Source organism: Sulfitobacter sp. KMM 9851 (assembly GCF_057178245.1).
The window spans coordinates 3,389,925-3,412,998 of record NZ_CM169991.1; the positions used below are offsets into that span (position 1 = coordinate 3,389,925).

29 protein-coding genes are annotated in these 23,074 nt (G+C 60.8%); 10 read left to right on the forward strand and 19 right to left on the reverse strand.

Going from position 1 to position 23,074, the window contains the following annotated elements; all coding sequences use genetic code 11:
• Positions 1-163: 163 nt before the first annotated feature.
• The gene (locus tag AC1965_RS16820) at positions 164-928 is read right to left on the reverse strand and encodes a sulfite exporter TauE/SafE family protein (protein WP_483884977.1); all 765 of its coding nucleotides are present in this window, start codon (positions 926-928) and stop codon (positions 164-166) included.
• Between the two features lie 142 nt (positions 929-1,070).
• On the opposite strand from AC1965_RS16820, the gene AC1965_RS16825 reads away from it, so the two are divergent.
• On the forward strand, positions 1,071-2,756 hold the full coding sequence (locus AC1965_RS16825) for an acyl-CoA dehydrogenase family protein (RefSeq protein WP_483884978.1): 1,686 nt from the start codon (positions 1,071-1,073) through the stop codon (positions 2,754-2,756).
• Here the strand turns inward: AC1965_RS16825 and AC1965_RS16830 are convergent.
• The gene (locus tag AC1965_RS16830; RefSeq protein ID WP_483884979.1) at positions 2,731-3,954 is read right to left on the reverse strand and encodes an MFS transporter; all 1,224 of its coding nucleotides are present in this window, start codon (positions 3,952-3,954) and stop codon (positions 2,731-2,733) included. The genes AC1965_RS16825 and AC1965_RS16830 overlap by 26 nt on opposite strands.
• Positions 3,955-4,060: 106 nt before the next feature.
• Here AC1965_RS16830 and AC1965_RS16835 point away from each other — a divergent pair, with 106 nt between their 5' ends.
• Together AC1965_RS16835 and AC1965_RS16840 are read left to right on the forward strand one after the other, a co-directional pair.
• Positions 4,061-4,588, forward strand: coding sequence for a TetR/AcrR family transcriptional regulator (locus AC1965_RS16835; RefSeq protein ID WP_483884980.1), 528 nt, complete (start codon positions 4,061-4,063; stop codon positions 4,586-4,588).
• Positions 4,589-4,599: 11 nt separating this feature from the next.
• Positions 4,600-4,992, forward strand: a complete 393-nt coding sequence (locus AC1965_RS16840; RefSeq protein WP_483884981.1) for an META domain-containing protein — start codon at positions 4,600-4,602, stop codon at positions 4,990-4,992.
• On the opposite strand, the gene recO is transcribed toward AC1965_RS16840, so the two are convergent.
• From recO to folK, 12 genes are all read right to left on the reverse strand, one after another.
• On the reverse strand, positions 4,976-5,698 hold the full coding sequence (gene recO / locus AC1965_RS16845) for a DNA repair protein RecO (RefSeq protein ID WP_483884982.1): 723 nt from the start codon (positions 5,696-5,698) through the stop codon (positions 4,976-4,978). The genes AC1965_RS16840 and recO overlap by 17 nt on opposite strands.
• Complete coding sequence (locus AC1965_RS16850; protein WP_483884983.1) at positions 5,698-6,027, reverse strand: DUF1491 family protein; 330 nt, start codon at positions 6,025-6,027, stop codon at positions 5,698-5,700. The genes recO and AC1965_RS16850 overlap by 1 nt, the downstream gene beginning before the upstream one ends.
• A gap of 72 nt (positions 6,028-6,099) precedes the next feature.
• Complete coding sequence (gene era, locus AC1965_RS16855) at positions 6,100-7,008, reverse strand: GTPase Era (protein WP_483884984.1); 909 nt, start codon at positions 7,006-7,008, stop codon at positions 6,100-6,102.
• A complete protein-coding gene (gene rnc, locus AC1965_RS16860) occupies positions 7,005-7,691 on the reverse strand; it encodes a ribonuclease III (protein ID WP_483884985.1) in 687 nt (228 codons plus the stop codon). The genes era and rnc overlap by 4 nt, the downstream gene beginning before the upstream one ends.
• Positions 7,688-8,524, reverse strand: a complete 837-nt coding sequence (lepB, locus tag AC1965_RS16865) for a signal peptidase I (protein WP_483884986.1) — start codon at positions 8,522-8,524, stop codon at positions 7,688-7,690. The genes rnc and lepB overlap by 4 nt, the downstream gene beginning before the upstream one ends.
• 229 nt (positions 8,525-8,753) lie before the next feature.
• Positions 8,754-9,158 (reverse strand): holo-ACP synthase, encoded by a 405-nt coding sequence (gene acpS / locus AC1965_RS16870; RefSeq protein ID WP_483884987.1) that lies wholly within the window; start codon positions 9,156-9,158, stop codon positions 8,754-8,756.
• Between the two features lie 154 nt (positions 9,159-9,312).
• A complete protein-coding gene (locus AC1965_RS16875; protein ID WP_483884988.1) occupies positions 9,313-9,753 on the reverse strand; it encodes a PA2169 family four-helix-bundle protein in 441 nt (146 codons plus the stop codon).
• Positions 9,754-9,852: 99 nt separating this feature from the next.
• Entirely contained in the window at positions 9,853-10,605 is a 753-nt protein-coding gene (locus AC1965_RS16880) for a pyridoxine 5'-phosphate synthase (RefSeq protein ID WP_483884989.1), read from the reverse strand.
• Between the two features lie 234 nt (positions 10,606-10,839).
• Positions 10,840-11,496, reverse strand: coding sequence for a DUF2062 domain-containing protein (locus AC1965_RS16885; RefSeq protein WP_483884990.1), 657 nt, complete (start codon positions 11,494-11,496; stop codon positions 10,840-10,842).
• A gap of 37 nt (positions 11,497-11,533) precedes the next feature.
• Positions 11,534-13,684: a RelA/SpoT family protein gene (locus AC1965_RS16890; RefSeq protein WP_483884991.1), complete on the reverse strand. Its 2,151-nt coding sequence runs from the start codon at positions 13,682-13,684 to the stop codon at positions 11,534-11,536.
• Positions 13,685-13,721: 37 nt separating this feature from the next.
• Positions 13,722-14,075, reverse strand: a complete 354-nt coding sequence (gene rpoZ / locus AC1965_RS16895) for a DNA-directed RNA polymerase subunit omega (RefSeq protein ID WP_483884992.1) — start codon at positions 14,073-14,075, stop codon at positions 13,722-13,724.
• A 74-nt stretch (positions 14,076-14,149) separates the two neighbouring features.
• Positions 14,150-14,758 (reverse strand): 2-amino-4-hydroxy-6-hydroxymethyldihydropteridine diphosphokinase, encoded by a 609-nt coding sequence (gene folK, locus AC1965_RS16900; protein ID WP_483884993.1) that lies wholly within the window; start codon positions 14,756-14,758, stop codon positions 14,150-14,152.
• Positions 14,759-14,886: 128 nt separating this feature from the next.
• Here folK and AC1965_RS16905 point away from each other — a divergent pair, with 128 nt between their 5' ends.
• The 6 genes from AC1965_RS16905 (at position 14,887) to AC1965_RS16930 (ending at position 18,963) form a co-directional block, all read left to right on the forward strand.
• Positions 14,887-15,444 (forward strand): LabA-like NYN domain-containing protein, encoded by a 558-nt coding sequence (locus tag AC1965_RS16905; RefSeq protein ID WP_483884994.1) that lies wholly within the window; start codon positions 14,887-14,889, stop codon positions 15,442-15,444.
• Between the two features lie 174 nt (positions 15,445-15,618).
• A complete protein-coding gene (locus AC1965_RS16910; protein WP_483884995.1) occupies positions 15,619-16,374 on the forward strand; it encodes a LuxR C-terminal-related transcriptional regulator in 756 nt (251 codons plus the stop codon).
• Between the two features lie 44 nt (positions 16,375-16,418).
• Positions 16,419-17,369 carry a 4-hydroxy-3-methylbut-2-enyl diphosphate reductase gene (ispH, locus tag AC1965_RS16915; RefSeq protein ID WP_483884996.1) on the forward strand — a complete coding sequence of 317 codons (951 nt, stop codon included), beginning with the start codon at positions 16,419-16,421 and terminating at the stop codon, positions 17,367-17,369.
• Positions 17,366-17,827, forward strand: a complete 462-nt coding sequence (locus tag AC1965_RS16920; protein ID WP_483884997.1) for a DUF3429 domain-containing protein — start codon at positions 17,366-17,368, stop codon at positions 17,825-17,827. The genes ispH and AC1965_RS16920 overlap by 4 nt, the downstream gene beginning before the upstream one ends.
• A gap of 54 nt (positions 17,828-17,881) precedes the next feature.
• Complete coding sequence (rnhA, locus tag AC1965_RS16925) at positions 17,882-18,346, forward strand: ribonuclease HI (RefSeq protein ID WP_483884998.1); 465 nt, start codon at positions 17,882-17,884, stop codon at positions 18,344-18,346.
• On the forward strand, positions 18,343-18,963 hold the full coding sequence (locus AC1965_RS16930) for a trimeric intracellular cation channel family protein (protein ID WP_483884999.1): 621 nt from the start codon (positions 18,343-18,345) through the stop codon (positions 18,961-18,963). Before rnhA ends, AC1965_RS16930 begins: the two co-directional genes overlap by 4 nt.
• A gap of 84 nt (positions 18,964-19,047) precedes the next feature.
• Here AC1965_RS16930 and AC1965_RS16935 read toward each other — a convergent pair whose 3' ends face one another.
• The 5 genes from AC1965_RS16935 to def (AC1965_RS16955) form a co-directional block, all read right to left on the reverse strand.
• Entirely contained in the window at positions 19,048-19,284 is a 237-nt protein-coding gene (locus AC1965_RS16935; RefSeq protein ID WP_483885000.1) for a hypothetical protein, read from the reverse strand.
• 2 nt (positions 19,285-19,286) lie between these two features.
• On the reverse strand, positions 19,287-20,201 hold the full coding sequence (gene fmt, locus AC1965_RS16940; protein WP_483885001.1) for a methionyl-tRNA formyltransferase: 915 nt from the start codon (positions 20,199-20,201) through the stop codon (positions 19,287-19,289).
• Positions 20,202-20,269: 68 nt separating this feature from the next.
• The gene (gene def, locus AC1965_RS16945; protein WP_483885002.1) at positions 20,270-20,767 is read right to left on the reverse strand and encodes a peptide deformylase; all 498 of its coding nucleotides are present in this window, start codon (positions 20,765-20,767) and stop codon (positions 20,270-20,272) included.
• Positions 20,764-21,261 carry a peptide deformylase gene (gene def, locus AC1965_RS16950; protein WP_483885003.1) on the reverse strand — a complete coding sequence of 166 codons (498 nt, stop codon included), beginning with the start codon at positions 21,259-21,261 and terminating at the stop codon, positions 20,764-20,766. The genes def (AC1965_RS16945) and def (AC1965_RS16950) overlap by 4 nt, the downstream gene beginning before the upstream one ends.
• Positions 21,258-21,776, reverse strand: a complete 519-nt coding sequence (gene def / locus AC1965_RS16955) for a peptide deformylase (protein WP_483885004.1) — start codon at positions 21,774-21,776, stop codon at positions 21,258-21,260. The genes def (AC1965_RS16950) and def (AC1965_RS16955) overlap by 4 nt, the downstream gene beginning before the upstream one ends.
• Positions 21,777-21,872: 96 nt before the next feature.
• Between def (AC1965_RS16955) and AC1965_RS16960 the strand changes: the two genes are divergently transcribed.
• Entirely contained in the window at positions 21,873-23,042 is a 1,170-nt protein-coding gene (locus tag AC1965_RS16960; RefSeq protein ID WP_483885005.1) for a MalY/PatB family protein, read from the forward strand.
• Positions 23,043-23,074: the final 32 nt, after the last annotated feature.

Consider the following 23,074-nt stretch of genomic DNA (forward strand, 5'->3'; position numbering starts at 1 on the left):
TTCGCAGAAGCGATGAAAGTGCCAGCACCACCAGACCCCACAAGCGCGACTTATCCGGCCATCGACATTTTGATATGTCTGACCCTCCCGAGGGGCTGACTGACGCGCAGCCGCTGCGCGGTACGCTCGGGGGACTGTAGCCTGATACCGGGCCAGACGACCTTTAGAACAGGCCACGCCGGATCAGGTTCACCCCCGCCACCATCAGCACAAGCAGCGTCATCTTGCGGAACAGCACAGGATCGACCCGGTCCATCACGCGGCTGCCCAGCCATGCGCCCAGCAGCACGGGCGCGATCAACAGGGCCGAAAAGGGCCATGTCTCGGCCCGCAGCACACCGGAGCCGATATGCGCGCCGAGCAGCGCCAAAGCCCCAAGGCCATAGATGACCCCCTGAATGCGCATCTGGTCATGTTTTTCAGTACCAAGTGCGGTGAGGTATGCCACCGTGGGTGGCCCCCAGATGCCCGACATGCCGCCGATGGCACCGGCAAAGCCGCCCACAAGCGCTTCGATTCGCAGCGAGCGGCGGGCGAGGTGGAATTTGTATTTCGACAGTTGCAGCAGGGCAAAGAACACCACTGGCACACCGATGATCAGCAGCATCGCCCGTTCGGGAACCACGCGCACCATCTGCGCTGACAGGATCAGGGTAACGCCGCCAACGGCCAAAAACACCCAGAACAGCTTGATCGAGCCGAGCGCGGCCTCCGGCCCCTGGCGCAGCGCCTGAAAGGCATTGGCGACCAGCGTGGGCAGAATCAGCCCCGCCAGTGCAAGTTCCGGTGCCATGAAGGTGGTCAGCCCCGATATCAGCACCAGTGGCAGGGCAAATCCAACCACGCCTTTTACAAAGCCCGCGCAGACCGCGATCGCCAATGCGGCATAAAATTCTGTCGGGGCGAGAAAGCTGAAAAGACTGTCCATGCCTTTACATATCAGCTTAATTTTTCGCTGCACCGCAAAAATGAACGCGCAACATTAGAACAAGCTGCAACGTAAAAACGTATCTTTGTTGTGCTGCAACTGCGAAAGAGTTATGTCCCTCATCAACACGAAAGGATAGATTATGGCACATGACGGGCAGGATTTGACGATGCGGCACCCCGTGGTTCTGGACGATTTGCTGGCATTAACCGCTGCGGCGCTACCGCCGCTTGACGCGGTGCTGGACAAGGCACTGAATGCAGTGCGCGCGCAGGTCAGCAGCGATGGCCGCGTCAGCGCTGGTTTGATCGAGGCAAACCAGACTGCGGCGCATGGGCTGGCGTGGCTGGCGACCTATGTGCAGGCGTTGCGGCAGATGCATCTATGGGCTGAACGCTTGCAGGGCGATGGGCGCTTTGGCGAGGTGGAGCAGTTGCTGCACCAGATCGCCTTTGGCGAATACCTCTGGCAGATTTACGGTGGCATCCAGATGAATCAGGGCGAGGTGGTGCGCCTACAGGACCTTGGGCTGTCGCAGGATGACCAGCGCGCATTAATGGACCCAGCGATCATGGCGCTGACGCAGGGCGGCAACACGCAGGCCGCGCGCACGCGACTGGTCGAGCTGATGCAGGAACACAGCGCCGACGTCACTGTAGGCGCATCGGGCCTTGATGAAGAGCTTGAGATGATCCGCGCCCAGTTCCGCCGCTATGCGGTGGAGAAGGTCGAACCATTTGCCCACGACTGGCACCTGAAGGACGAGTTGATCCCGATGGAGGTGATCAATGAACTGGCAGAAATGGGCGTCTTTGGCCTGACCATCCCCGAAGAGTACGGCGGCTTTGGCCTGTCCAAGGCGTCGATGTGCGTGGTCAGCGAGGAGCTGTCGCGCGGCTATATCGGCGTTGGCTCGCTTGGCACGCGGTCCGAAATCGCGGCGGAGTTGATTCTTTGTGGTGGCACCGATGAACAAAAGGCCAAGTGGCTGCCGCGCATTGCGAGCGCCGAGACATTGCCGACGGCGGTGTTTACCGAGCCAAACACCGGGTCCGACCTTGGCAGTCTGCGCACACGTGCGGTGAAAGAGGGCGACACCTATAAGGTGACGGGCAACAAGACGTGGATCACCCATGCGGCGCGCACCCATGTGATGACCCTGCTGGCGCGCACCGATCCTGACACGACCGATCACCGTGGGTTGTCGATGTTTCTGGCGGAAAAGACGCCGGGCGATGTGGCCGATCCCTTTCCCACCCCCGGCATGACGGGCGGCGAGATTGAGGTGTTGGGCTATCGCGGGATGAAGGAATACGAACTGGCGTTTGACGGTTTTGAGGTCAAGGGCGAGAACCTGCTGGGCGGCGAGGAGGGCCGGGGGTTCAAGCAGTTGATGGAGACATTTGAAAGCGCGCGTATCCAGACGGCGGCGCGGGCCATTGGTGTGGCGCAATCGGCGCTGGATATCTCAATGCAATACGCCATCGACCGCAAGCAGTTTGGCAAATCGCTGATAAACTTTCCCCGCGTATCAGGCAAGCTGGCGATGATGGCGGTCGAGTTGATGATCGCACGGCAGCTGACTTATTTCAGTGCGTTTGAGAAAGACGCAGGCCGACGTTGTGATGTTGAGGCCGGGATGGCGAAACTGCTGGGGGCGCGGGTGGCTTGGGCCGCCGCCGACAATGGTTTGCAAATCCACGGCGGCAACGGCTTTGCACTGGAGTACAAGATCAGCCGCGTGCTCTGTGATGCGCGTATCCTCAATATCTTTGAGGGAGCGGCCGAGATTCAGGCGCAGGTCATCGCACGACGTCTACTAGGCTAGGGCGCGCGCGCCCCAGGCGCGGGTGCAATCCCCGCGCCAGCCAGCCCATGCCCAACATCCCAGCCCCGCAGGCCGCGAATATGCCCGCCAGCGGCATCACCATCAGCACCAGCGCGGCGGCAGCCGGTGTCAGAATACCCGACACATCGCGGTAGCTGGCGTAAACCGCTGACATCTCTGTACGCTCGGACGGGCGCACCGCCATCAGGAACGGCAGGCCGCCGCAGACATCCAGCATGATCAGCGTGATTGACCCGGCATAGAGGCAGGCCACCACAACCCACGGCATGCCTGACAACCCGTAGGCCAGCACAAAAAGCGCCCCGCCTAGCACAAAGGCCCCGCTGACACCCGCGCGCACCCCAATGCGCCGCACCAGCACCAGCATCGCTGGCGCCACAAACAGCGACAGGTTCGCCGCCGACAGGGCGGCGGCGCCCACGGTATCGGGCAGGCCATTTTCGACGCAGTAGATCGGCAGATAGACAACATAAACCCACCAGCCGCAGGATCGGATCACGGCAAAGAGCCAGCCCGCAATCAATCGAGGCTGGGCCGCGAAACGCCCCAGAAAGGCCAGCGGCGAGGGCTGCGGCCCCCGCGCGCGGGTGATCTGCTTGCCATTGCCGAGGCGCAGATACCAAAACATCGCCATCTGCACGGCGGCGAAGATTCCCGCGACGATAAAGGGCGCGGGTGTCCACCAGTTCAGCAGCCAGACGCCGACGATGGGGCCAAGCACCCAGCTCGGCCCGCTAAAGACCAAACGCAGGCTTTCGGACGTGCCCAACTGCGTGCGTTGCACGTAGTCCAGCACATAGGCGTTCAGGCAAACGGCGATGGTGACCGTGGCCAGCGACAGCGCACCGAGTGCGAAAGGCATGACCATCGGCCCACCGAGCGCGGCAAGGCTGACCCCCAGCAGGTACAGAAACGTACCAAAGCTATACATCCAGCGCCGCGACAGCTTGCCCGCCAGCCATGGCACCAGCAGGCCGAAGATGAGCGAGACGATACCAACGCAGAGGTAAATCCGGCTGACCACCACCGCATCACCAAATGCGCGGTAGATCACCAGCGGCATGACCGACATCAGCGTGCCACGCACGCCGGCCTCGAGCCCTGCCAGAATGGCAAAGTCGCGGACCTTGGGTATCGGGAGATGGGTGAGGGAGATGGGCGCGCGCGGGGTAAACATGCCCCAGACCAACACCCAATATGCGCCGGGGTCTTGGCGCTTCGCGACATGCGGCGTCGAAAACAGCCCCCTTGCCTGATCGCAGCGCAAGCCCTAGTCAGCAGACATGAGCAGTACGCGCCTGACCCCTGACATCTGGATTGCCGCCGGGCTTGCTGCACTGGCCGTGGATGGCGCCCAATCGCTGGCCGCCGAACCAATGGCCCGGCGGATCGGCGCGACCAAAGGGTCATTCTATTGGCATTTCAAAGATGTGCCAGCCTATCACGCCGCCGTGCTGGCGCGGTGGCAGGTCGGCGCACTGGCCGCACTTGAAGAACAGGCGCAGGCCAGCGGCGCCGCCGACCAGAGGCTGCGCGCCTTTGGCCACGGCTTGCTGAATGATCCGGTCGAGGGGCAGATGCGCCGCTGGGCACAGGGCGACGGGGCGGTGGCGCAGATACTGAACGGACTGGATGCGCAGCGCCTGGAGTTTCTGACCAGCCTGCTGCGGCATCTGGGCCTCGGCAACCCGGATTTCGCGCGCGCTTTGCTGGCTGTGATTGCAGGCCTGCCGCAGATCACCCCCGATGCGCCCTCTGTTCAACTTGCCACGTTCGACACGCTGGTCGACACTGTGCTGGCCCTGTCCTGACAGGAACTGACATGCGGACCCTGATGATCCTTGGCGCGCTTTCGATGCTACCCAATTGCAACGGCGATGAAACCGTCCGTGCCTACGGCGCGGCGGACAAAGTCTGGCGGGTAATAGAGATCGACGGCAAACCCTTTACCGCCCATGCCACGCTGACCTTTCCTGAGGCTGGAAAGATCGCCGGGGACGCGCCCTGCAACAGCTATAGCGCCACAATGACCGTGCCCTACCCCTGGTTCGAGGCTGGCCCTGTCGCTGTGACCCGCCGCGCCTGCCCGGAACTGGCGGCAGAGGCCGCGTTCCTTGCCGCGCTGCGCGATGCGACACTTTCGGAGGTGCTGGGTAATACGCTGATCCTGTCCTCGGTGAAACGTCCGCTCGCGGTGTTCAAAGCCGTCGAGTAAAGGCATCGACAAAACGCGCACGCGCCTCTGGCAGAGGCTTACCGCCCAGATCGCGCGCCAGATGTGATGTCAGGAAATAGCCGGTGGTGACGAGGCCCTGAGCGATATCGGCGTCGCTGCCTGCCCCGCCCCGCAGCACAGGGGGCAGCGGCAACATACGGTCGGCCCAATCGCCCGCCCCCGCCGCCGATACCGCCCGCCCGGATTTGGGCGAGACATAGACCAACCCTTTGGTCGCCCCCGTCACCGCACAACTGTCGAGATCAAGGGCATAGCCCATTTCTTCGAGCAGGCGCATTTCCCATTTGAGATAGGCCAGCGGCCAGATGTCGCCCTGCCCCAGCATATCCAGCAAGGCGACCGAGCGTTGATAAAGCGCCGGATGCGGCTCGCGCTCGGGCAGGCAAAAGGCCAGAAGCGCCGTCACGGTGTTCAACCCGGCCAGCGCCAGACGGTCGCCCATCGCGACGGCGGCACGGCTGCGCAGGGGTTCGACCGTGAAGGCACCTATGTGATCCTCCAGCCGCGCGCGCCAGGCCAGATCAAGCTGCGCACCGGGTTGCAGAATGGGCGCGATCTTGCGGCTGGTGCCGCCGCGTACAATACCGGCATGGCGACCCTGCTCAGGGGTAAAGACTTCGATGATGGCAGATGTTTCGCCATGTCGCCGCGCGCTCAGCAATATGCCCTGATCGCGCCATTCCATCAGGCCAGCCCCGCCTCGTCCAGCAGATGGCGGCCCTGTCGGTCCTCAACCTCGACCACCCAGAGATCGGGATCAAATCTGCGCTGGCGGGTCACCGTTGCATCGACCTCGCGTTCATCACCCGTGGCCAGTTCGACCCAGCGCCGATCGCCGGTCATCAGATCAAAGGAGCGTTGGAACAATACCGCGCGCCCATCCAGCGTCGCGAGTTTGACCAGAACCGCCCCGCCGGTGTCATCGCCATGCGCCACGACATAGGCCGGAATATCCTGCAACCGCAGTCGCGTCAGATAGGCATCGACCCAGAAACGCGCTGTTAAACGGGGCATGAAGCCCCTCCATTCACCTTGTCATCTAAACCCGAATGCGCGCAGTGATGGGTGGCGCGATTGGCGATGGGATCAAGTGTTGCCATCTTTGAAATCCAAGCCCATCTCGGTGTAGCGCTCGGCGTCTTCCAACCAATTGGCCCGCACCTTTACCTGCAAGAACAGATGGATGCGACGGCCAAGGAATTCTTCCAGTTCCTCGCGGGCGGCCTTGCTGACGGCCTTGATGGTTTCGCCCTTATTGCCAAGCACAATGCCTTTGTGGCCATCGCGGACCACGTAGATAAGTTGATCCACACGGGCAGAGCCGTCTTCGCGCTCCTCCCAATTTTCGGTCTCGACCGTCAATTGGTAGGGCAATTCCTGATGCAGCCGCAGGGTCAGTTTTTCGCGGGTCATCTCGGCGGCGATCATGCGCATGGGCAGATCCGCAATCTGATCTTCAGGGTAGAGCCAAGGCCCCTCGGGTACTTCGCCCGCCAGCCATTGCCGCAAGGCGTCCACGCCATGACCACGCTCGGCGGAAATCATAAAGGTTTCGGCAAAATCAAACTTTTCGTTCAACGCCTTGCTGAGCCCCAACAGAACCGGAGCTTCGACGCGGTCGATCTTGTTGATTGCCAGCGCGACCTTGGCACCCTTGCCGATATTTTCCAGACCCTCAAGTATCCGGTCGACCCCTTCGGACACCCCTCGGTGCGCCTCGATCAAAAGCACGATCACATCGGCGTCCGCCGCTCCGCCCCAGGCCGCGGCAACCATGGCGCGGTCAAGCCTCCGGCGCGGCTGGAACAGACCGGGCGTATCGACGAAAACGATCTGGCTGTCGCCCTGCATCGCCACGCCGCGAATGCGCGCGCGGGTGGTCTGTACCTTGTGCGTCACGATCGACACCTTGGCGCCGACCATGCGGTTCAGCAGGGTGGATTTGCCCGCATTGGGCTCTCCGATCAGGGCGACGAATCCGGCGCGAGTGGTCATGTGTTGCTCTCCAATTGCCGCAAAAGCAATGCGGCTGCGGCCTGTTCGGCGGCGCGTTTTGACGGGGCGGTGGCAGCGGATTCCTGGCCGTTCGCCAGCCGCGCCGTAATTGTGAACACCGGCGCGTGGTCCGGGCCGCTGCGATTTGTCTGAACGTATCGCGGCGGTTCGAACCCGCGCGCCTGCGCCCACTCTTGTAACGCGGTTTTGGCGTCGCGTGCATCTTCTTTTACGGTTTTGAGGCGTTTACCCCAAAGCCGCAGAACCAGCGCTTTGGCCGCGTCAAACCCACCGTCCAGATAGACCGCGGCGATCACCGCCTCGATCCCGTCACCCAGCAGCGCCAATTTGCGGCGACCGCCCGAAATCATCTCGGACCTGCCCAGCTTCAGCACCTGACCCAGATCAATATCGCGCGCAACATCAGCGCATGTTTCCTTGCGCACCAGCGCATTGAAACGTGGGGCCATTTGCCCCTCGGTGGCACCCGGATCAAGCGCTAACAGCGCCTCGGCCATGACAAGCCCCAAGACCCTGTCGCCCAAAAACTCCAGCCGCTGATTGTCGTCGCGGTTCGCCGAGGACATCGAGGCGTGGGTGACGGCGCGGCGCAACAGTTCGGGCTCGGTGAAAGAATACCCAATACGGCCTTCAAAGGCTTTGAGATCGGCGCTTAGCTTCATCTGATCGCTTCAAAGAACCGGTCACTGCGCCAAGTCCAGAAGAACAGCATCGAACGCCCGGCGGAGCTGAACATGATCCGGTCGGCACGGCCAATCAGATTTTCATAAGGCACAAAGCCCACGCCACCCGCCTGCTGGGCCAAGCGGCTGTCGGCAGAGTTGTCGCGGTTGTCGCCCATAAAGAAATAGTGCCCCTGGGGTACGTTATAGACGCCGGTATGATCAGACTGCTGGTCCGCGATGTTCAGGATCGGGTGCTTTACGCCATTGGGCAGGGTTTCGATCTGACGCCCCTTGATGCAATTGCCACCGACGCCCACGGGGCCATTTTCACAGCGCGGGCGCAGCCCCTGAGGACCTTGCGGCGCCATTGTCTCTTCGAAAGTGCCGGCATCTTCCACCTCGACCGGGGTGCCGTTGATCGAGATGACGCCATCCACGATCTGCACCTTGTCACCGGGCAGACCGATCAACCGCTTGATATAATCGCGGCCCGACACCGGGTGGCGAAAGACCACCACATCGCCGCGTTCCGGGTCGCCGCCAAACAGGCGCTTGTTGTCGCCATCAAAGACGCCGCAGATGTCCTCTGCGTCCACTTCGATACCTAGGCCCGGCATCATCAAGCTGGGACAAGAGGCGTATGAATAGCCATAAGCCATCTTGTTTACGAACAGGAAATCACCGATCAGCAAAGTCTCTTTCATCGAACCTGAAGGAATCCAGAAGGGCTGAAAAAACAGGGTACGGAAAACGCCAGCGATCAGCAGCGCATAGACAATCGTTTTGATGGTTTCGACAAAGGCGTTGCCGGTTTTTTCCTTAGCGGCCATGCGGCGCTCCTGTCTGTTCGGTTTGGGGTTACATGCGGGTGGGTGCGGGCCAAGTCAAGAGAAGCCCGCCGCCTATCCCGGCTGTCAGCAGGCAAATGCGACGAACCGTCGCCTATGCTGCTCTGTCACGCCACTAATGGCGGATTGGTCGCCCGCACGGTCGGGCCAACAACTGGCGCCTTGATGTCGCGGGTCTGGGGTGCGATGGGCGCCGCGCTCTCTGCCAAGTCTACTTGGCAAGCGGCCGCGCTTCGATGACGACAAAGGCCTGCGCCCATGGGTGATCATCGGTCAGAGTTACGTGGATGATGGCGTCATGCCCCGGCGGGGTCATGGATGCCAGACGCTCTGCCGCCCAGCCGGTAACCTGCATCACCGGTTGCCCGGTCGCGAGGTTACTGACCGCCATATCGCGCCATGAGATGCCCATGCGAAGTCCGGTACCAAGCGCCTTGGAGCACGCCTCTTTTGCAGCCCAGCGTTTGGCGTAGGTGCCCGCAACGTCCTTGCGGCGTTCTGCCTTGCGCTGCTCGACCTCGGTGAAAACCCGGTTGCGGAACCGGTCACCGAATCGATCCAGCGTACCTTGGATACGCTCTATGTTTGCCAAATCGGTGCCGATGCCGAGGATCATTCAGGGGCCTGTCACTAGTTGCGTACCCCCGGAGGGGCCATGCACAACAGCTAAGCCAACCGCGGCCCAGACACAATATTGCCGCCCCGGTTCGCACCGAGGCGGCAATATCTGCACACAGTGGGAGGAACTGTGCGCCAGAGGTCACTTAAGATCAGGCGGCGTGACGGATCTTTTCAGCGTGTGCTTCGTCGATCGCGCGCTGTACACTGGCCCGCTGCTGAGCAAGAAAGGCGTAACCGGCATGTCCAGCAGTTGCCTTGATCGCGGCATCGTAGTTTTCCAATAGCGCGGTTTCGCCGTTGACGATTTCGTCATAAACAGCTTCGTCGTCGCCGGTCAGCGCGTCGCGCAGTTTCAGCCAGCCACGGTGGGCGGATGCCGCAAGCGATCCGTCGTCGGATACGTCGACACCTTCGGCGCGCAGTTGATTGTGCAACTCGGCATGAAACTTTTCGCGCTCAGCGATACGGCGGTCGAAAAAGCCGACATAGTTTACGTCGTCTGCAACCTGTTTGCGCGATTCGGTATAGCCGTCGCGGCTGTCGATGAGGCGTGTATGCAGTTTCGTGAGGGCGTCAGTGTGATTGGTCATGACTAGTTTCCTTGTGACAACATTGCTTCTGGATAGGCAACGCGGAAACACGGCAACAAGTTCATCGCAAATAATGAATTCGGTGGCTTATCGCCGGTCTCAGCCCTCGCGCGCTTCGTCCATCAGGCGGCGCATTTCAGTGATGGCGGGCTTCAGCCCCAAAAAGATCGCCTCGCCAATCAGGAAATGCCCGATATTAAGCTCGCGCACTTCCTTAAATGCAGCGACAGGGGACACCGTGTCATAGGTCAGGCCGTGACCTGCGTGGACTTCAAGCCCAAGGCTGTCAGCAAAGGTCGACATCTGTTCAAGCTTGATCAGTTCCTTTTGTGCCTCTTCCCAGCGGCCTTCGGCAAAGGCGTCGCAATACGCCCCGGTGTGCAGTTCAATCACTTCGGCACCGATGCGGTTGGCCGCTTCGATCTGGCGCGGGTCGGCGGCGATGAAAATCGACACGCGGCAGCCGGCCTCGCGCAGGGGTGCGATAAAATGCGCAAGTTTGTTTTCCTCGCGTGCAACCTCCAGCCCGCCTTCGGTCGTGCGCTCTTCGCGCTTTTCCGGAACGATGCAGACGGCGTGGGGTTTGTGACGCAGGGCAATTTTCTGCATCTCGTCGGTGGCGGCCATCTCAAAGTTGAGCGGCACCGAGAGGACATCCATCAGTCCTTCGATATCGGCATCCGAAATGTGGCGCCGGTCTTCTCGCAGGTGGGCGGTAATACCGTCGGCGCCAGCCTTTTCGGCGATCTTGGCCGCGCGCAGAGGGTCGGGATATGCGCCACCCCGGGCGTTGCGCACCGTTGCAACATGGTCAATATTCACGCCCAGTCGGAGTTTTGGTTGCTCGGCCATGATGATTCCCTCAGTTCGTTTGCGCGAACCATAGGTCGGATTTTGCGCCAACCCCATACTGTTGCGCATTTTTTTATGTGATTTTGTGAAGGGGTATTCGAGACGGTCAGCGCAGGCCCGTCGGGTGGCAATCAATACCTGTGCGCGCCGCAGGTTATGCCGCGGCATCGGCGTGGATCGGCAGACGAGTACGCAATGGCCCAGCACGCTGTGCCCTGTATTGCGGGTCGAAACCTACTCGGCGCGCCGTTTCGCGTCAGCCTTTTGTGCAGCTTTCAATTTCAGCGCCTCGAACTTGGCCTTGATCATGCCCCGGCGGCGTTTCTGATAGGCGCGCAGCAGCGGCACCGACAGGTAATAGCACACGGTGGCGCAGAACATGCCCGGCAGAATGCCGCCAATCAGATAGGGGTAGAACACCTGCTTGAAGAATACCGCCAGTCCGGACCAATCCATCGTGGCGTCGGTGAAGATGGCAAAGAGGTTTTCCTGAAGGTCGCGGCCCGCGTCCACGAACTTGCCGCCGAACGACCGATGTTCGCTGTCTGCAATGCTCGTGCCCAGAATCCAGTGTCCGGTTTTCAGCGCGGTCAGGCCAATCGGCAAATAGGTCAGAGGGTTGCCAAAAAACGTAGCCATGAGTGCGGCAAGCAGATTGCCCCGCATCCCGCGTGCAATCATGGCAGCCACAACGAAGTGCAAGCCATAGAAAGGGGTGAAGGTCGTAAACACGCCCGCCCAGATGCCCCGCGCAATGCGTTCGGGGCTGTCAGGCAAGCGGCGCATCCGATGTTTGATATAGTGAAATGCGCGGGTCCAGCCGCCCCGTGGCCATAGAAATTCCGCCAGCGCACGCAAGGTAGGTTTTGGGTCGCGGCGTTTGAAGATCAAGTCAAAAGTCCAAATATCGGCGTTACGTCGGCCCTGCTCAGGCGGTTTTGTCGGTGCTCTTGCCCAAGGTCATGTTGCGGTGCCGAGATACATCCGCCACTTCGCTTTCGGCTTCTAGCGTCAGCATCAGTGAGTGCAGATGTGAGGCATCCCGCAGGTCTACATAGATCAGCAGTCGGTAAAAGTCAGGCTTGCGTTCAATAAATTCCAAGTCCGAGATATTGGCTGACGCTTCACCAATCAAGGTGCAGATCCGACCCAATACGCCGGCCCCGTTGCCGATCGTGATATCGAGCGTGGCGGAATAGACTGCTGGATGGCTGCCGTCGTGCCAACGCAGATCGAGCCAGCGTTCGGGCTGATCCTCGTAGGCCGACAGGCGGTCGCAATCAATCGCATGCACGGTTACGCCCTTGCCGCGGAATGTGATGCCGACGATGCGTTCACCGGGCAGGGGATTGCAGCAAAACGCGCGATCAAAGCTTTGTCCCGGCTCAAGCCCCACAACGGCGCGGCGGGCGTCGATGTGATCGCCCTTTTGTGGCGCAAGATCGGGATAAACCGATTGTACCACTTCGCGCCCGGTCAGCTCGGAACTACCAAGGCGCGCCAGCACCTCGTCCGGACCATCAAGGCGCATGTTCTTGGCGACCGTGTGCAGCACCTTATCGGTCACTTTCTTGCCGACATGGGCAAACGCAGAGCGCGCCAGTTCGCGGCCCAGCTTGATAAAGCGTTCGCGGTCCACCTCGCGCAACGAGCGGCGGATGGCGGATTTGGCTTTGCCCGTGGTCGCGATGTCCAGCCATGTGACCTGCGGCGTCTGGCCCTGCGCGGTGGTGATTTCGATCGACTGGCCGTTCTTGATCCGGGTCCATAGCGGCACGCGCATACCGTCGACCTTGGCCCCCACGCAGGCGTTGCCGATGCGGGTGTGGATCGCATAGGCGAAATCAATCGGTGTTGCACCGCGTGGCAGTTTCACCACGTCGCCCTTGGGGGTAAAGCAGAACACCTGATCGGCGTACATCTCCAGCTTTACAGCTTCGAGGAAATCCTCGTGATCTTCTTCGGCGTCGAATTGTTCTGTGAGTTGCGAAATCCACTTGGCCGGGTCTACGGCAAAGGGATTTCGGCTGCGCACGCCGTCGCGGTAGGACCAATGCGCCGCAACGCCGGTTTCGGCAACGTCGTGCATCTGGCGGGTGCGGATCTGGACCTCGACCCGTTTGCCGTCGCGCCCCGACACCGTGGTGTGGATCGAACGGTATCCGTTGGTCTTGGGCTGACTGATGTAATCCTTGAACCGGCCCGGCACCGCGCGCCACCGGCGATGTATTGTGCCCAGCGTGCGATAGCAGTCCTCTTCGGAGGCGGTGATGATGCGAAAGCCGTAGATGTCGGACAGGCGTGAAAAGCTCTGTTCCTTTTCCTCCATCTTGCGCCAGACGGAATAGGGTTTCTTGGCGCGGCCAAATACATCGGCCTCAATACCGGCCTTATCCAACTCGCTGCGCATGTCGGTGGTGATGCGCTGGATCACATCGCCGGTTTCGCGCTGAAGGGTGATGAATCGGCGAATGATCGACGCGCGCGCCTCGGGGTTCAGCACACGAAAGGCGAGATCTTCGAGTTCTTCGCGCATCCACTGCATCCCCATGCGACCCGCAAGTGGTGCATAGATGTCCATGGTTTCGCGCGCCTTTTGGGTCTGCTTGTCCGGGCGCATGGATTTGATCGTGCGCATGTTGTGGAGCCGGTCAGCCAGCTTGACCAGAATAACGCGCAGGTCCTTGGACATCGCCATGAACAGTTTGCGGAAGTTCTCGGCTTGTTTGGTCTCGGTCGAGTTAAGCTGCAGGTTGGTCAGCTTGGTGACGCCATCGACCAGTTCGGCAACTTCGCGACCAAACAGCTTTTCGACCTCGGCGTAAGATGCCTTGGTGTCCTCGATCGTATCATGCAGTAGGGCGGTGATGATGGTGGCATCATCAAGTTGCTGTTCCGTCAGGATGGCGGCAACGGCAACGGGATGGGTAAAATAGGCCTCGCCGGAATGGCGAAACTGACCCTCATGCATCCGCACGCCATAGTCATAGGCTGCGCGAATCAGAGTTTCATTGGTCTTTGGATTATACCCTTGGACAAGGGCCAACAGATCATCGGCAGTAATGTCGGCGCTGCTCATGCCATCTGCCTCATAGCCCCCAAGGGGGCGCGGGGTTTTACCCCTGCCCCTGTGCCGCCATCAACTGCCGCAGCAGCATCTCTTCGGACATGCTGTCTTCTTCGGGCTTGTCCTGCTCGGCACCCATGAGAAGCGCCATGGCGTCTTCTTCGGGCTCGTCCACTTCGATCTGATTCTGGTTGCTCTCGATCAGGCGCTCGCGAAGATCGTCGGCAGATTGGGTTTCATCCGCGATTTCGCGCAGCGAAACGACAGGGTTCTTGTCGTTGTCGCGGTCAACGGTGACAGGCGAGCCAGAAGCGATTTCGCGGGCGCGGTGCGCCGCCAGCATGACCAGTTCAAACCGGTTGGGGACTTTATCCACACAATCTTCGACGGTGACGCGGGCCATGGAATGCTCCAATATCTCTTTTGCTGCCAGAAGTGGGGTATTTAGGCCCCTTTGCCCCGATTTACAAGCGCCGATTACAGGCGGCGCACTGCCGCCTTGTCGGCCTGCGGCAGGACGTCCAGCATCGCCCGTACAGACATGTTAAGCAATGGATGCCGCCAATCAGGCGCAACATCGGCCAGAGGTACCAGCACGAATGCGCGGTCCTGCATACGGGGGTGCGGCAGGATCAGCTGCTCTGGCGTGCGCCCGATCTGCGCCTCAAGAGGCAGATTGCGCCATGACAGGTGGGTTTTGGCGTCTGGCACCACCAGATCGTCACAGGCCAGCAGATCAAGGTCCAACGTCCGCTGCCCCCATCGCTGTGTCCGCTCGCGGCCCATCTGAGCTTCGATTCGGTGCAACACTTGCAACGCGGCTGGCGGATCCCACGGTGCTTCTAGCCAAGCGGCGGCGTTCACATAGTCGGGACCAGATCCCGCGGGGAAGGCAGGTGTGTTATAAAAGGGGCTGACGGCGCGAATCACTGCGCCGCTTATTTTTAGCATTTTTAACGCGTTGCTTAGAGTTTCTGCGGGCTTGCCCAACGACGATGGAAGATTTCCTCCTAACGCTATCAGCAGGCTACGCTGGGCTTTGGGCGGAACGCTGCCCACTCCCAAGTCGACCGGGACTTGCCCCATATTCAAAATACCCTATCTATGCCGCGCACCACGAGGGCGACGCTATTATCGAAATCTGCTTTATTTGATCGCAGACTCTTTCACCAAACCACATAATCTGGCGCTCGCCCCGCCGAAAGGATAAATGAATGTTCTACAAAGATGAGCGTCTGGCACTGTTTATTGACGGTTCCAACCTCTACGCCGCAGCGAAAACGCTGGGCTTCGATATCGACTATAAACTGCTGCGTCAGGAATTCATGCGCCGTGGCAAACTGCTGCGGGCCTTCTACTATACAGCGCTGCTGGAGAACGACGAATATTCGCCGATCCGACCGCTGGTAGATTGGTTGAACTATAACGGGTTCTCCATGGTGACCAAACCGGCCAAGGAATACACCGACAGCATGGGCCGCCGTAAGGTAAAGGGCAACATGGACATCGAACTGGCGGTGGATGCAATGGAGCTGGCACCGCGCGTTGATCACATCGTGATCTTCTCCGGCGACGGCGATTTCCGCCCGCTGGTGGAAAGCCTGCAACGTCAGGGCGTGCGCGTGTCCGTGGTGTCGACCATCCGCAGCCAGCCGCCAATGATTTCAGACGATCTGCGCCGCCAGGCGGACAATTTCATCGAACTTGACGATCTGCGCGATGTCATCGGCCGCCCACCGCGCGAACCGAACACCGACAACAACGAAGATTAATCAACACCACTGAAAATAACAGGCCAGGGGCGAAAACGCCTCTGGCCTGTGAAACAATATAAATACGCTAGGAAAAAATAATGTAACGCGAGACTTTTCGCGCTTCCCTTTGTAAAGATTGCACAGGTTAACAAGTGAAGCGATCCCCCGAAAAAGGGGGGGGTAAGGAAAAGGATGCTGCTCAAACACGCAGAGCGATTGGAACAGTTAGATCACATAGACGATCTCTGGCAGGGACTGGTCGCGACCCTGAGAACCATCGGTTTTGATCACGCCATTCATATTAGTGTCGATGCGGATTTCGGCGCGCCCCAGGTGCGCTGCACGATGCCCGGCCTTTATGATCATATGCCACCGCAGGATGACCCGTTCCTGCACCACTCCTGCAAAAGCTATGCCGTGTTGACAATTGGCGCGGTGTTTCTGGACCTTTATCCAAATGTCACTGCCGCTGAACGCGCCTTTATCACCCGCGCGGGCGCGGCGGGTCTTAGGGCGGGATTTGCCGTGCCAATGCGCCTGCAGGGATCGGACCGTTTTGGCGGGTTCATCATCGGCAACGGCCTCGACCGTGCCAGCTTTGAATCTCAGTTTTTGCCATGCGCCGAAGAAGTCCGCCTGTTTTGCCTGTTGATGCACCGCCGAATTGAAGATTTGACAGGCACGACCCCGCTGCCCCTGCCGCGCTTGCCGCCCGTTTTCGATGTCCTAAGCCCGCGCGAGAGCGAGATTATCGGCCTGCTGGCCCACGGCCACAGCCGTCAGCAAACTGCCGACATATGCCGTCTGTCGATCCACACGGTATCGGACTATGCCAAATCGGGTTACCGCAAGCTGGGCATCAGCAACCGCGCGCAGGCTGCCGCGCTGATCCATGCCACGGCCGCCGACACCGCGCCAGATATGGGCACCACCGGGCTGGACGATTGACCGACAAGCCCTTACCTGTGCCCCAAGCTGCCGGAGACACGCCCATGATAAAGCCCCCGCTGACACTTTACCTTGCCGCCCCGCGCGGGTTCTGCGCCGGGGTAGACCGTGCCATTAAAATCGTCGAGATGGCGTTAGAAAAATGGGGGGCGCCCGTCTATGTGCGCCACGAAATCGTCCATAACAAATTCGTCGTCGACGGCCTGCGCGACAAGGGCGCGGTATTTGTCGAAGAACTCAGTGAATGTCCCGATGACCGTCCGGTGATCTTTTCCGCGCATGGCGTGCCGAAATCCGTGCCAAACGCCGCGCAGGCGCGCAACATGGTCTATGTCGATGCCACCTGCCCGCTGGTGTCAAAGGTGCATATCGAAGCGCAACGCCACGCTGACGCAGGATTGCAGATGATCATGATTGGTCATGCGGGCCACCCTGAAACCATCGGCACCATGGGGCAATTGCCCGACGGTGACGTGCTGTTGGTCGAAACGCCCGACGACGTGGCGCAGGTGACAGTGCGCAACCCCGCACGGCTGGCCTATGTTACCCAGACCACATTGAGCGTCGATGACACAGCCGAGATCGTCGCAGCACTCAAGGCGCGGTTTCCCGACATTATCGGCCCGCACAAGGAAGACATCTGTTACGCCACCACCAATAGGCAAGAGGCCGTCAAGGCGATGGCCCCGAAGTGTGATGCGATGCTGGTGGTAGGCGCGCCCAATTCGTCGAACTCACGCCGCCTGGTCGAGGTCGGCGCGCGCGCAGGTTGCGCCTATGCGCAGCTGGTACAGCGCGCCGACGATATCGACTGGCGCGCGCTGGACGGCATCACCAGCATCGGCATCACGGCCGGTGCCTCGGCGCCCGAGGTGCTGATCAACGAGGTGATTGCGGCCTTCGAAACACGCTTTGACGTCACGACCGAGCTGGTGGAGACCGCGCAGGAAAATGTCGAATTCAAGGTGCCGCGCGTGTTGCGGGTGCCGGCATGATTGGCGGGGGCCGCATCCCCGCGCCGGCGCTTCTTCTGGGTATTGCCGGGCTCGCCCCCTTTGTCTGGGCGGCGCTGATGGTGTTGGGGCTGACTGACGACATCGGGGCCGCGCTGCCGCGGGTCTTGCAGGGCGATGGGCGGCTGATCATGCTGCGCTACGGCGGCATCATCCTGCCGTTTATGTCCGGGGCGCTCTGGGGCTTTGCCAGCCGCGCCAATGGCGCCCGTGCCGTGCTGGCCTATACGATCTCGGTCACGCCGGCGCTGTGGTGGTTCTTTGTGCCCGGCAGTGGTGCCGGCAGCGCACTGATCAACCTCGGCTTTGGCTTTGCCGGGCTTCTGGTGCTGGACGTTGTCTTTGACCGCTGGGGCCTGGCGCCCGCATGGTGGCTGGCGCTGCGCTTCTACCTGACGGCTGGGGTGCTGATCTGCCTTGCCATCGGCATCTGGGCCTAGGTTGACAAGACGCCCCGCGACCGCGATGTGAAGCAAAACCACCAGAGGACCAAAATGCCAGAGCTTTTTGCTTATACCGACGGAGCCTGTTCCGGCAATCCCGGCCCCGGAGGCTGGGGTGTACTGATGCGCGCGATGGAAGGCGGCAAGATCGTCAAGGAACGCGAACTAAAGGGCGGCGAGGCCCAGACCACCAATAACCGGATGGAGTTGCTTGCAGCGATCAATGCCTTGGAATCGCTCAGCCGTACGACAGAAATCACCATCGTCACGGACAGCAACTACGTCAAAAATGGCATCACTGGATGGATTTTTGGCTGGAAGAAAAACGGCTGGAAGAACGCCGCCAAAAAGCCGGTCAAGAACGCAGAGCTTTGGCAGCGACTGGATGTCGCCAACGCCCGCCACAAGGTCACCTGGAAATGGGTCAAGGGCCACGCGGGCCACGCAGAAAACGAACGTGCTGACGAATTGGCGCGCGCAGGAATGGCGCCGTTCAAACCCGCGGGCAAGAAATGACCCTGCTGTCCCTGCTCGATTATGCCTCTGTGCTGATCTTTGCGATCACCGGCGCGCTGGTCGCCAGCCGCGCACAGCTTGATCTGGTAGGCTTTGCCTTTATCGCCTGTCTGACGGCGGCAGGGGGCGGCACGATCCGCGACCTGCTGCTGGACCGCAACCCGATCTTCTGGATCGAGAACCCGGCGATGCTGGGCGTGGCTGCCGCTGCAGCGCTGGCTGTGTTTTTCACCGCGCACCTGCTGGAAAGCCGTTACCGCGCGCTGATCTGGCTGGATAGTCTCGCGCTGGCTGTGGCGGTCGCAGCGGGCGCCGGTGTGGCGATGGCCGCCGATCAATCGGCCAGCATCGTGGTGCTGATGGGTATGATCACCGGCACGATGGGCGGGTTGATGCGCGATGTCGTGGTGGGTCAGGTGCCGCTAATTTTGAAACAGGGCGAATTATACGCCACCGCTGCCTTTGCCGGGGCAGCGACCGCCGTGCTCAGCACTCCATATCTGCCGGACAACTACCCGCTGATGGCCTGCGCTGCCGTCACATGGGTCCTGCGCGCCGGATCGGTTCTGTTTGGCTGGCACTTACCGGTCTACAAAAGCACCCCGCCCAAGGTCTGAGCGCGACACCCTTCTCTTTTTGGTCTTAAATATTCCCCGCCGGAGGCACGCATTGCCCGCAGGGCAATGCCATAAGGACACTGATCACCGCCGCCAGTGAAACGGCACGATGATCAAGGCCCCGATGGACGAGACAATCGCATTCACCCCCGGACTGGAAAACCCGATGCCGAACATCAGGCGCACAAAGTAGAACAAGAACGCCCCGCCGATGCAGATGATGATCGACTGCAAAATGCCGTTATGAGTGAAATTTGTCTTTTCGGACAGATACCCGACGATTCCGGCGATCACCACTGTACCGATCATGGTGGGAAACATGGTTACACTCCGCGCAGGTTGGTGCCGGGCGCGATCTGCGCGCCGCGTTGAAACACTTCCGTATCCTGCGCCGCTTTGCCCGCCCGTTGCAAGCGCGTCAGCCGCACCGCCCCGTCACCGCAGGCGACCCGCAGGTCGTCCGACAGCACCTCTCCTGCTGCACCTGCGCCGTCGTCCCGCGCAGAACCCAGCACCTTTACCCGCTGATCCCCCAGCGCGAACCAGGCGCCTGGAAAGGGCGACAGCCCGCGGATCAACCGATCCACCTCAACCGCTGGGCGGCGCCAGTCGATCTGCGCCTCGGCCTTATCGATCTTGGCGGCATAGGTGATGCCATCATCTGGCTGTGGCTGGGGCGTCAGTCGGTCCAGCTCTGCCAGCGCCCGCACGATGGCGGCGGCGCCCATGGCGCTCAGCCGATCGTGAAGTTCCGCAGTCGTTTCAGCAACACCAATTGCGGTTTCGGCGCGCAGCAGGACCGGGCCAGTGTCCAGCCCGGCCTCCATCTGCATGACGCAAACCCCAGTCCGCGCGTCTCCTGCCATGATCGCGCGGTGAATAGGGGCGGCACCGCGCCACCGGGGCAGCAGGCTGGCGTGAATATTGAGGCAACCGCGTCTGGGCGCATCCAGCACTGCCTGTGGCAGGATCAAGCCATAAGCTACCACCACGGCAACGTCGGCCTTGAGTGCCGCGAAATCCGCTTGTACCTCAGCGCCTTTCAGCGAAACAGGGTGACGCACCTCCAGCCCCAGCACCTCTGCGCGCTGCTGCACCGGGCTGGGCCGGTCTTTCTTGCCGCGCCCTGCGGGGCGGGGCGGCTGGCAGTAGACAGCTGCAATTTCGTGGCCCGCATCGACCAGTGCATCGAGAACCGATACCGAAAAATCCGGTGTACCCATGAATATTACACGCATGTTCCAAGTCTCCCGTTGGCGGGCGCGGCACCCAACTTGCGTAAGGTGCAGCCCGGCTGCACCACCTCTTAGCCGTTCAGCTTGCGCGCACGGCGCAGCAGCATGTCGCGCTTCATCTTGCTAAGGTTGTCGAAATACATCCGGCCGGCCAGATGGTCGATCTGATGTTGTACGCTTGTCGCCTCAAGCCCGACAAAATCACGCTCAGTCACCGCGCCGGTCTCATCAAGATAGCGGACCTTCACGCCACGCGGGCGACTAATCTGCGCACTAACACCAGGCAGGTTCGGACTGGCCTCGTCGTGCACATTCATCACCGCAGAGGCGTCGATTACCTCGGGATTGGCCAAGCGGATGCGGCGGGTGCGCCCCTGCGACGCATCGACCACGGCCAGTTGCAGCATCACCCCGATCTGCGGCGCGGCAAGGCCGACGCCGGGCATGGCATCCATCGTGTCGATCATGTCATCCCAGATCGCGCGGATTTCGTCGGTGATGCCTTCGACCGGCAGCGCGGCGCTGCGCAAGCGTTTATCCGGCCAAGGGATGCAGCGGCGAACGGTCATTGGGCCTCAAACTCGGCGATCTTGGCCGCGCGGGTATCGGCATCCAAATGATCAAAGGTCACGACACCGTCGAGATGGTCCAGCTCGTGCTGCACACAAGCAGCGGCAAAGCCTTCAAAGCTTTGCACATAGCGGCCACCATTAAGACCCGTCCAAACCATTTGCACCTGTGCGGGGCGGCTGATCTCGGCACTGACACCGGGGATGCTCAGACAGCCCTCACTGTTGGTGGCGCGCTCTTCACTGACTTCCTGCAGCATAGGATTGATGCAGACCAGCGGGTCGGATTTGCCCTCTTTCCAGCCCGCGTCCATCACGAAAATCCTCTGCATCGCCCCGACCTGCGACCCGGCAAGCCCGCGCCCCGGTGCGGCATACATGGTTTCCAGCATATCAGCGGCAAGCTGTTCAATCTCTGGCGTGATTTCCGCGACCGGCGCACAGGTTTCAGCCAGGCGCGGATCGGGCCAGCGCAGGATCTCCAGCACGCTCATCCCCGCGCCAACTCGCGCTTGAGCTTGACCATCTTGCGGGTAATCATCTGGCGCCTTAGCGGTTTAAGGTAGTCGATGAACAGCTTGCCATCGAGATGGTCAATTTCGTGCTGCACGCAGGTGGCCCAGAGGCCGCTAAAAGTTTCGGAGTGCTCGCGCCCGTCGCGGTCGATCCAGCGCACGTCGACATCAGCCGGGCGCGTGACGTCCGCATATTGTTCGGGGATCGACAGGCAGCCTTCCTCATAGGTGTTCACCGCATCCGAGGATGCGACGATTTCAGGATTGAACATCACCAGCGGGCGCGGCGCCTCACCCTCCTCCTTGACGCAGTCCAGCGCGATCACGCGCGACAACACGCCGACCTGCGGTGCAGCAAGTCCGATACCCGGCGCGTCATACATCGTGGCCAGCATATCATCGCCCAGCGCGCGCAAGTCGTCGCTGAGATCAGCAACGGGCAGGCTGGGCTTTTTCAGCCGCGGGTCGGGGTGGAGGAGAATGGGGCGTTTCATGCCGCTCATTTAGGCCATGACCCGGCGCTCTGCAACCGGGGGCTTGCGGCGGGCGCGCTGACCGCTAGGTTGGCCACAACACCACAGGAGAGCAGCATGAGCTTTGACGATATCATCGACCGGCGCGGCACCCATAGTGCAAAATGGGACAAGATGGAGGCAGTTTATGGCGTACCTGCCGACACAGGCATTGCCATGTGGGTCGCAGACATGGATTTCCGCCCCCCCCAAGTGGTGCAAGCAGCGTTGCAGCAGCAACTAGATATCGGCGTTTATGGCTATTTTGGCGACGACAGCGAATATTTGGCGTCAATTCAGTGGTGGATGCAGAACCGCCACGACTGGACGGTCGAACCCGCGTCGATCTTCACGACACATGGGTTGGTCAACGGCACGTCCATGTGCGTCGATGCCTTTACTGCACCGGGCGACGGCGTGGTGCTGTTCACACCCGTTTATCACGCCTTTTCGCGCGTTATCAAAGCCTCTGGGCGCAAAGTCGTTGAGTGCCCGCTGGCAAACAACGCCGGGCGTTACGAAATGGATTTCGCCACCTACGATGCGCAGATGACAGGCAATGAGTCGATGCTGATCCTGTGTTCACCGCACAACCCCGGCGGCCGGGTCTGGACCCGCGAAGAACTGCAGGGCGTGGCCGATTTCGCAAAGCGGCACGATCTGGTGATCGTGTCGGACGAAATTCACCATGATCTGGTGATGCCGGGGCACAGACACATCCCCATGGCGCATATCGACGACATCGAGGACCGTCTGGTGATGATGACGGCAACCACCAAGACCTTCAACATCGCGGGCAGTCATTCGGGGAATGTGATCATCGCGGACCCTGATCTGCGCGCGCGCTTTGACCAGCGCATGACGGCGATGGGAATTTCGGCCAACTCCTTTGGTCTGTTTATGGCGACGGCGGCCTATTCGCCCGAAGGTGCGGCGTGGGTCGATGATCTGGTGCGCTATCTGGACGGCAACCGACAACTGTTCGACGCGGCAGTAAATGCGATCCCGGGGCTGAAATCCATGCCACTTGAGGCCACCTATCTGGCCTGGGTCGATTTCGCCGATACCGGGATGGAACAGGCCGAATTCTATGCACGTGTCGAAAAGACCGCACAGATCGCAGTAAATCACGGGCCCAGCTTTGGCAGCGGCGGCGACAGCTTCCTGCGCTTCAACCTCGCCACGCCACGCGCGCGGATCGAGGAAGCGTGCAACCGGCTCGCAGATGCCTTCAAGGATTTGCAATAAGGGCTAAAGGTAAGGTGGGGGGGCACCCCACC

Bases quoted from the DNA above. Each gene is read 5' to 3' on its own strand.
- rnhA (WP_483884998.1), top strand. From the start codon at position 17,882: ATGCCAGAGCTTTTTGCTTATACCGACGGAGCCTGTTCCGGCAATCCC.
- AC1965_RS16920 (WP_483884997.1), top strand. From the start codon at position 17,366: ATGATTGGCGGGGGCCGCATCCCCGCGCCGGCGCTTCTTCTGGGTATT.
- era (WP_483884984.1), bottom strand. From the start codon at position 7,008: ATGACCACTCGCGCCGGATTCGTCGCCCTGATCGGAGAGCCCAATGCG.
- AC1965_RS16890 (WP_483884991.1), bottom strand. From the start codon at position 13,684: ATGAGCAGCGCCGACATTACTGCCGATGATCTGTTGGCCCTTGTCCAA.
- AC1965_RS16840 (WP_483884981.1), top strand. From the start codon at position 4,600: ATGCGGACCCTGATGATCCTTGGCGCGCTTTCGATGCTACCCAATTGC.
- def (WP_483885004.1), bottom strand. From the start codon at position 21,776: ATGAAACGCCCCATTCTCCTCCACCCCGACCCGCGGCTGAAAAAGCCC.
- rpoZ (WP_483884992.1), bottom strand. From the start codon at position 14,075: ATGGCCCGCGTCACCGTCGAAGATTGTGTGGATAAAGTCCCCAACCGG.
- acpS (WP_483884987.1), bottom strand. From the start codon at position 9,158: ATGATCCTCGGCATCGGCACCGATTTGGCAAACATAGAGCGTATCCAA.
- AC1965_RS16880 (WP_483884989.1), bottom strand. From the start codon at position 10,605: ATGGCCGAGCAACCAAAACTCCGACTGGGCGTGAATATTGACCATGTT.
- AC1965_RS16835 (WP_483884980.1), top strand. From the start codon at position 4,061: ATGAGCAGTACGCGCCTGACCCCTGACATCTGGATTGCCGCCGGGCTT.
- AC1965_RS16960 (WP_483885005.1), top strand. From the start codon at position 21,873: ATGAGCTTTGACGATATCATCGACCGGCGCGGCACCCATAGTGCAAAA.
- AC1965_RS16910 (WP_483884995.1), top strand. From the start codon at position 15,619: ATGCTGCTCAAACACGCAGAGCGATTGGAACAGTTAGATCACATAGAC.
- AC1965_RS16875 (WP_483884988.1), bottom strand. From the start codon at position 9,753: ATGACCAATCACACTGACGCCCTCACGAAACTGCATACACGCCTCATC.
- AC1965_RS16935 (WP_483885000.1), bottom strand. From the start codon at position 19,284: ATGTTTCCCACCATGATCGGTACAGTGGTGATCGCCGGAATCGTCGGG.
- AC1965_RS16850 (WP_483884983.1), bottom strand. From the start codon at position 6,027: ATGCCCCGTTTAACAGCGCGTTTCTGGGTCGATGCCTATCTGACGCGA.
- def (WP_483885003.1), bottom strand. From the start codon at position 21,261: ATGAGCGTGCTGGAGATCCTGCGCTGGCCCGATCCGCGCCTGGCTGAA.
- AC1965_RS16830 (WP_483884979.1), bottom strand. From the start codon at position 3,954: ATGTTTACCCCGCGCGCGCCCATCTCCCTCACCCATCTCCCGATACCC.
- AC1965_RS16930 (WP_483884999.1), top strand. From the start codon at position 18,343: ATGACCCTGCTGTCCCTGCTCGATTATGCCTCTGTGCTGATCTTTGCG.
- lepB (WP_483884986.1), bottom strand. From the start codon at position 8,524: ATGGCCGCTAAGGAAAAAACCGGCAACGCCTTTGTCGAAACCATCAAA.
- AC1965_RS16820 (WP_483884977.1), bottom strand. From the start codon at position 928: ATGGACAGTCTTTTCAGCTTTCTCGCCCCGACAGAATTTTATGCCGCA.
- AC1965_RS16825 (WP_483884978.1), top strand. From the start codon at position 1,071: ATGGCACATGACGGGCAGGATTTGACGATGCGGCACCCCGTGGTTCTG.
- def (WP_483885002.1), bottom strand. From the start codon at position 20,767: ATGACCGTTCGCCGCTGCATCCCTTGGCCGGATAAACGCTTGCGCAGC.
- ispH (WP_483884996.1), top strand. From the start codon at position 16,419: ATGATAAAGCCCCCGCTGACACTTTACCTTGCCGCCCCGCGCGGGTTC.
- folK (WP_483884993.1), bottom strand. From the start codon at position 14,758: ATGGGGCAAGTCCCGGTCGACTTGGGAGTGGGCAGCGTTCCGCCCAAA.
- recO (WP_483884982.1), bottom strand. From the start codon at position 5,698: ATGGAATGGCGCGATCAGGGCATATTGCTGAGCGCGCGGCGACATGGC.
- AC1965_RS16905 (WP_483884994.1), top strand. From the start codon at position 14,887: ATGTTCTACAAAGATGAGCGTCTGGCACTGTTTATTGACGGTTCCAAC.
- fmt (WP_483885001.1), bottom strand. From the start codon at position 20,201: ATGCGTGTAATATTCATGGGTACACCGGATTTTTCGGTATCGGTTCTC.
- rnc (WP_483884985.1), bottom strand. From the start codon at position 7,691: ATGAAGCTAAGCGCCGATCTCAAAGCCTTTGAAGGCCGTATTGGGTAT.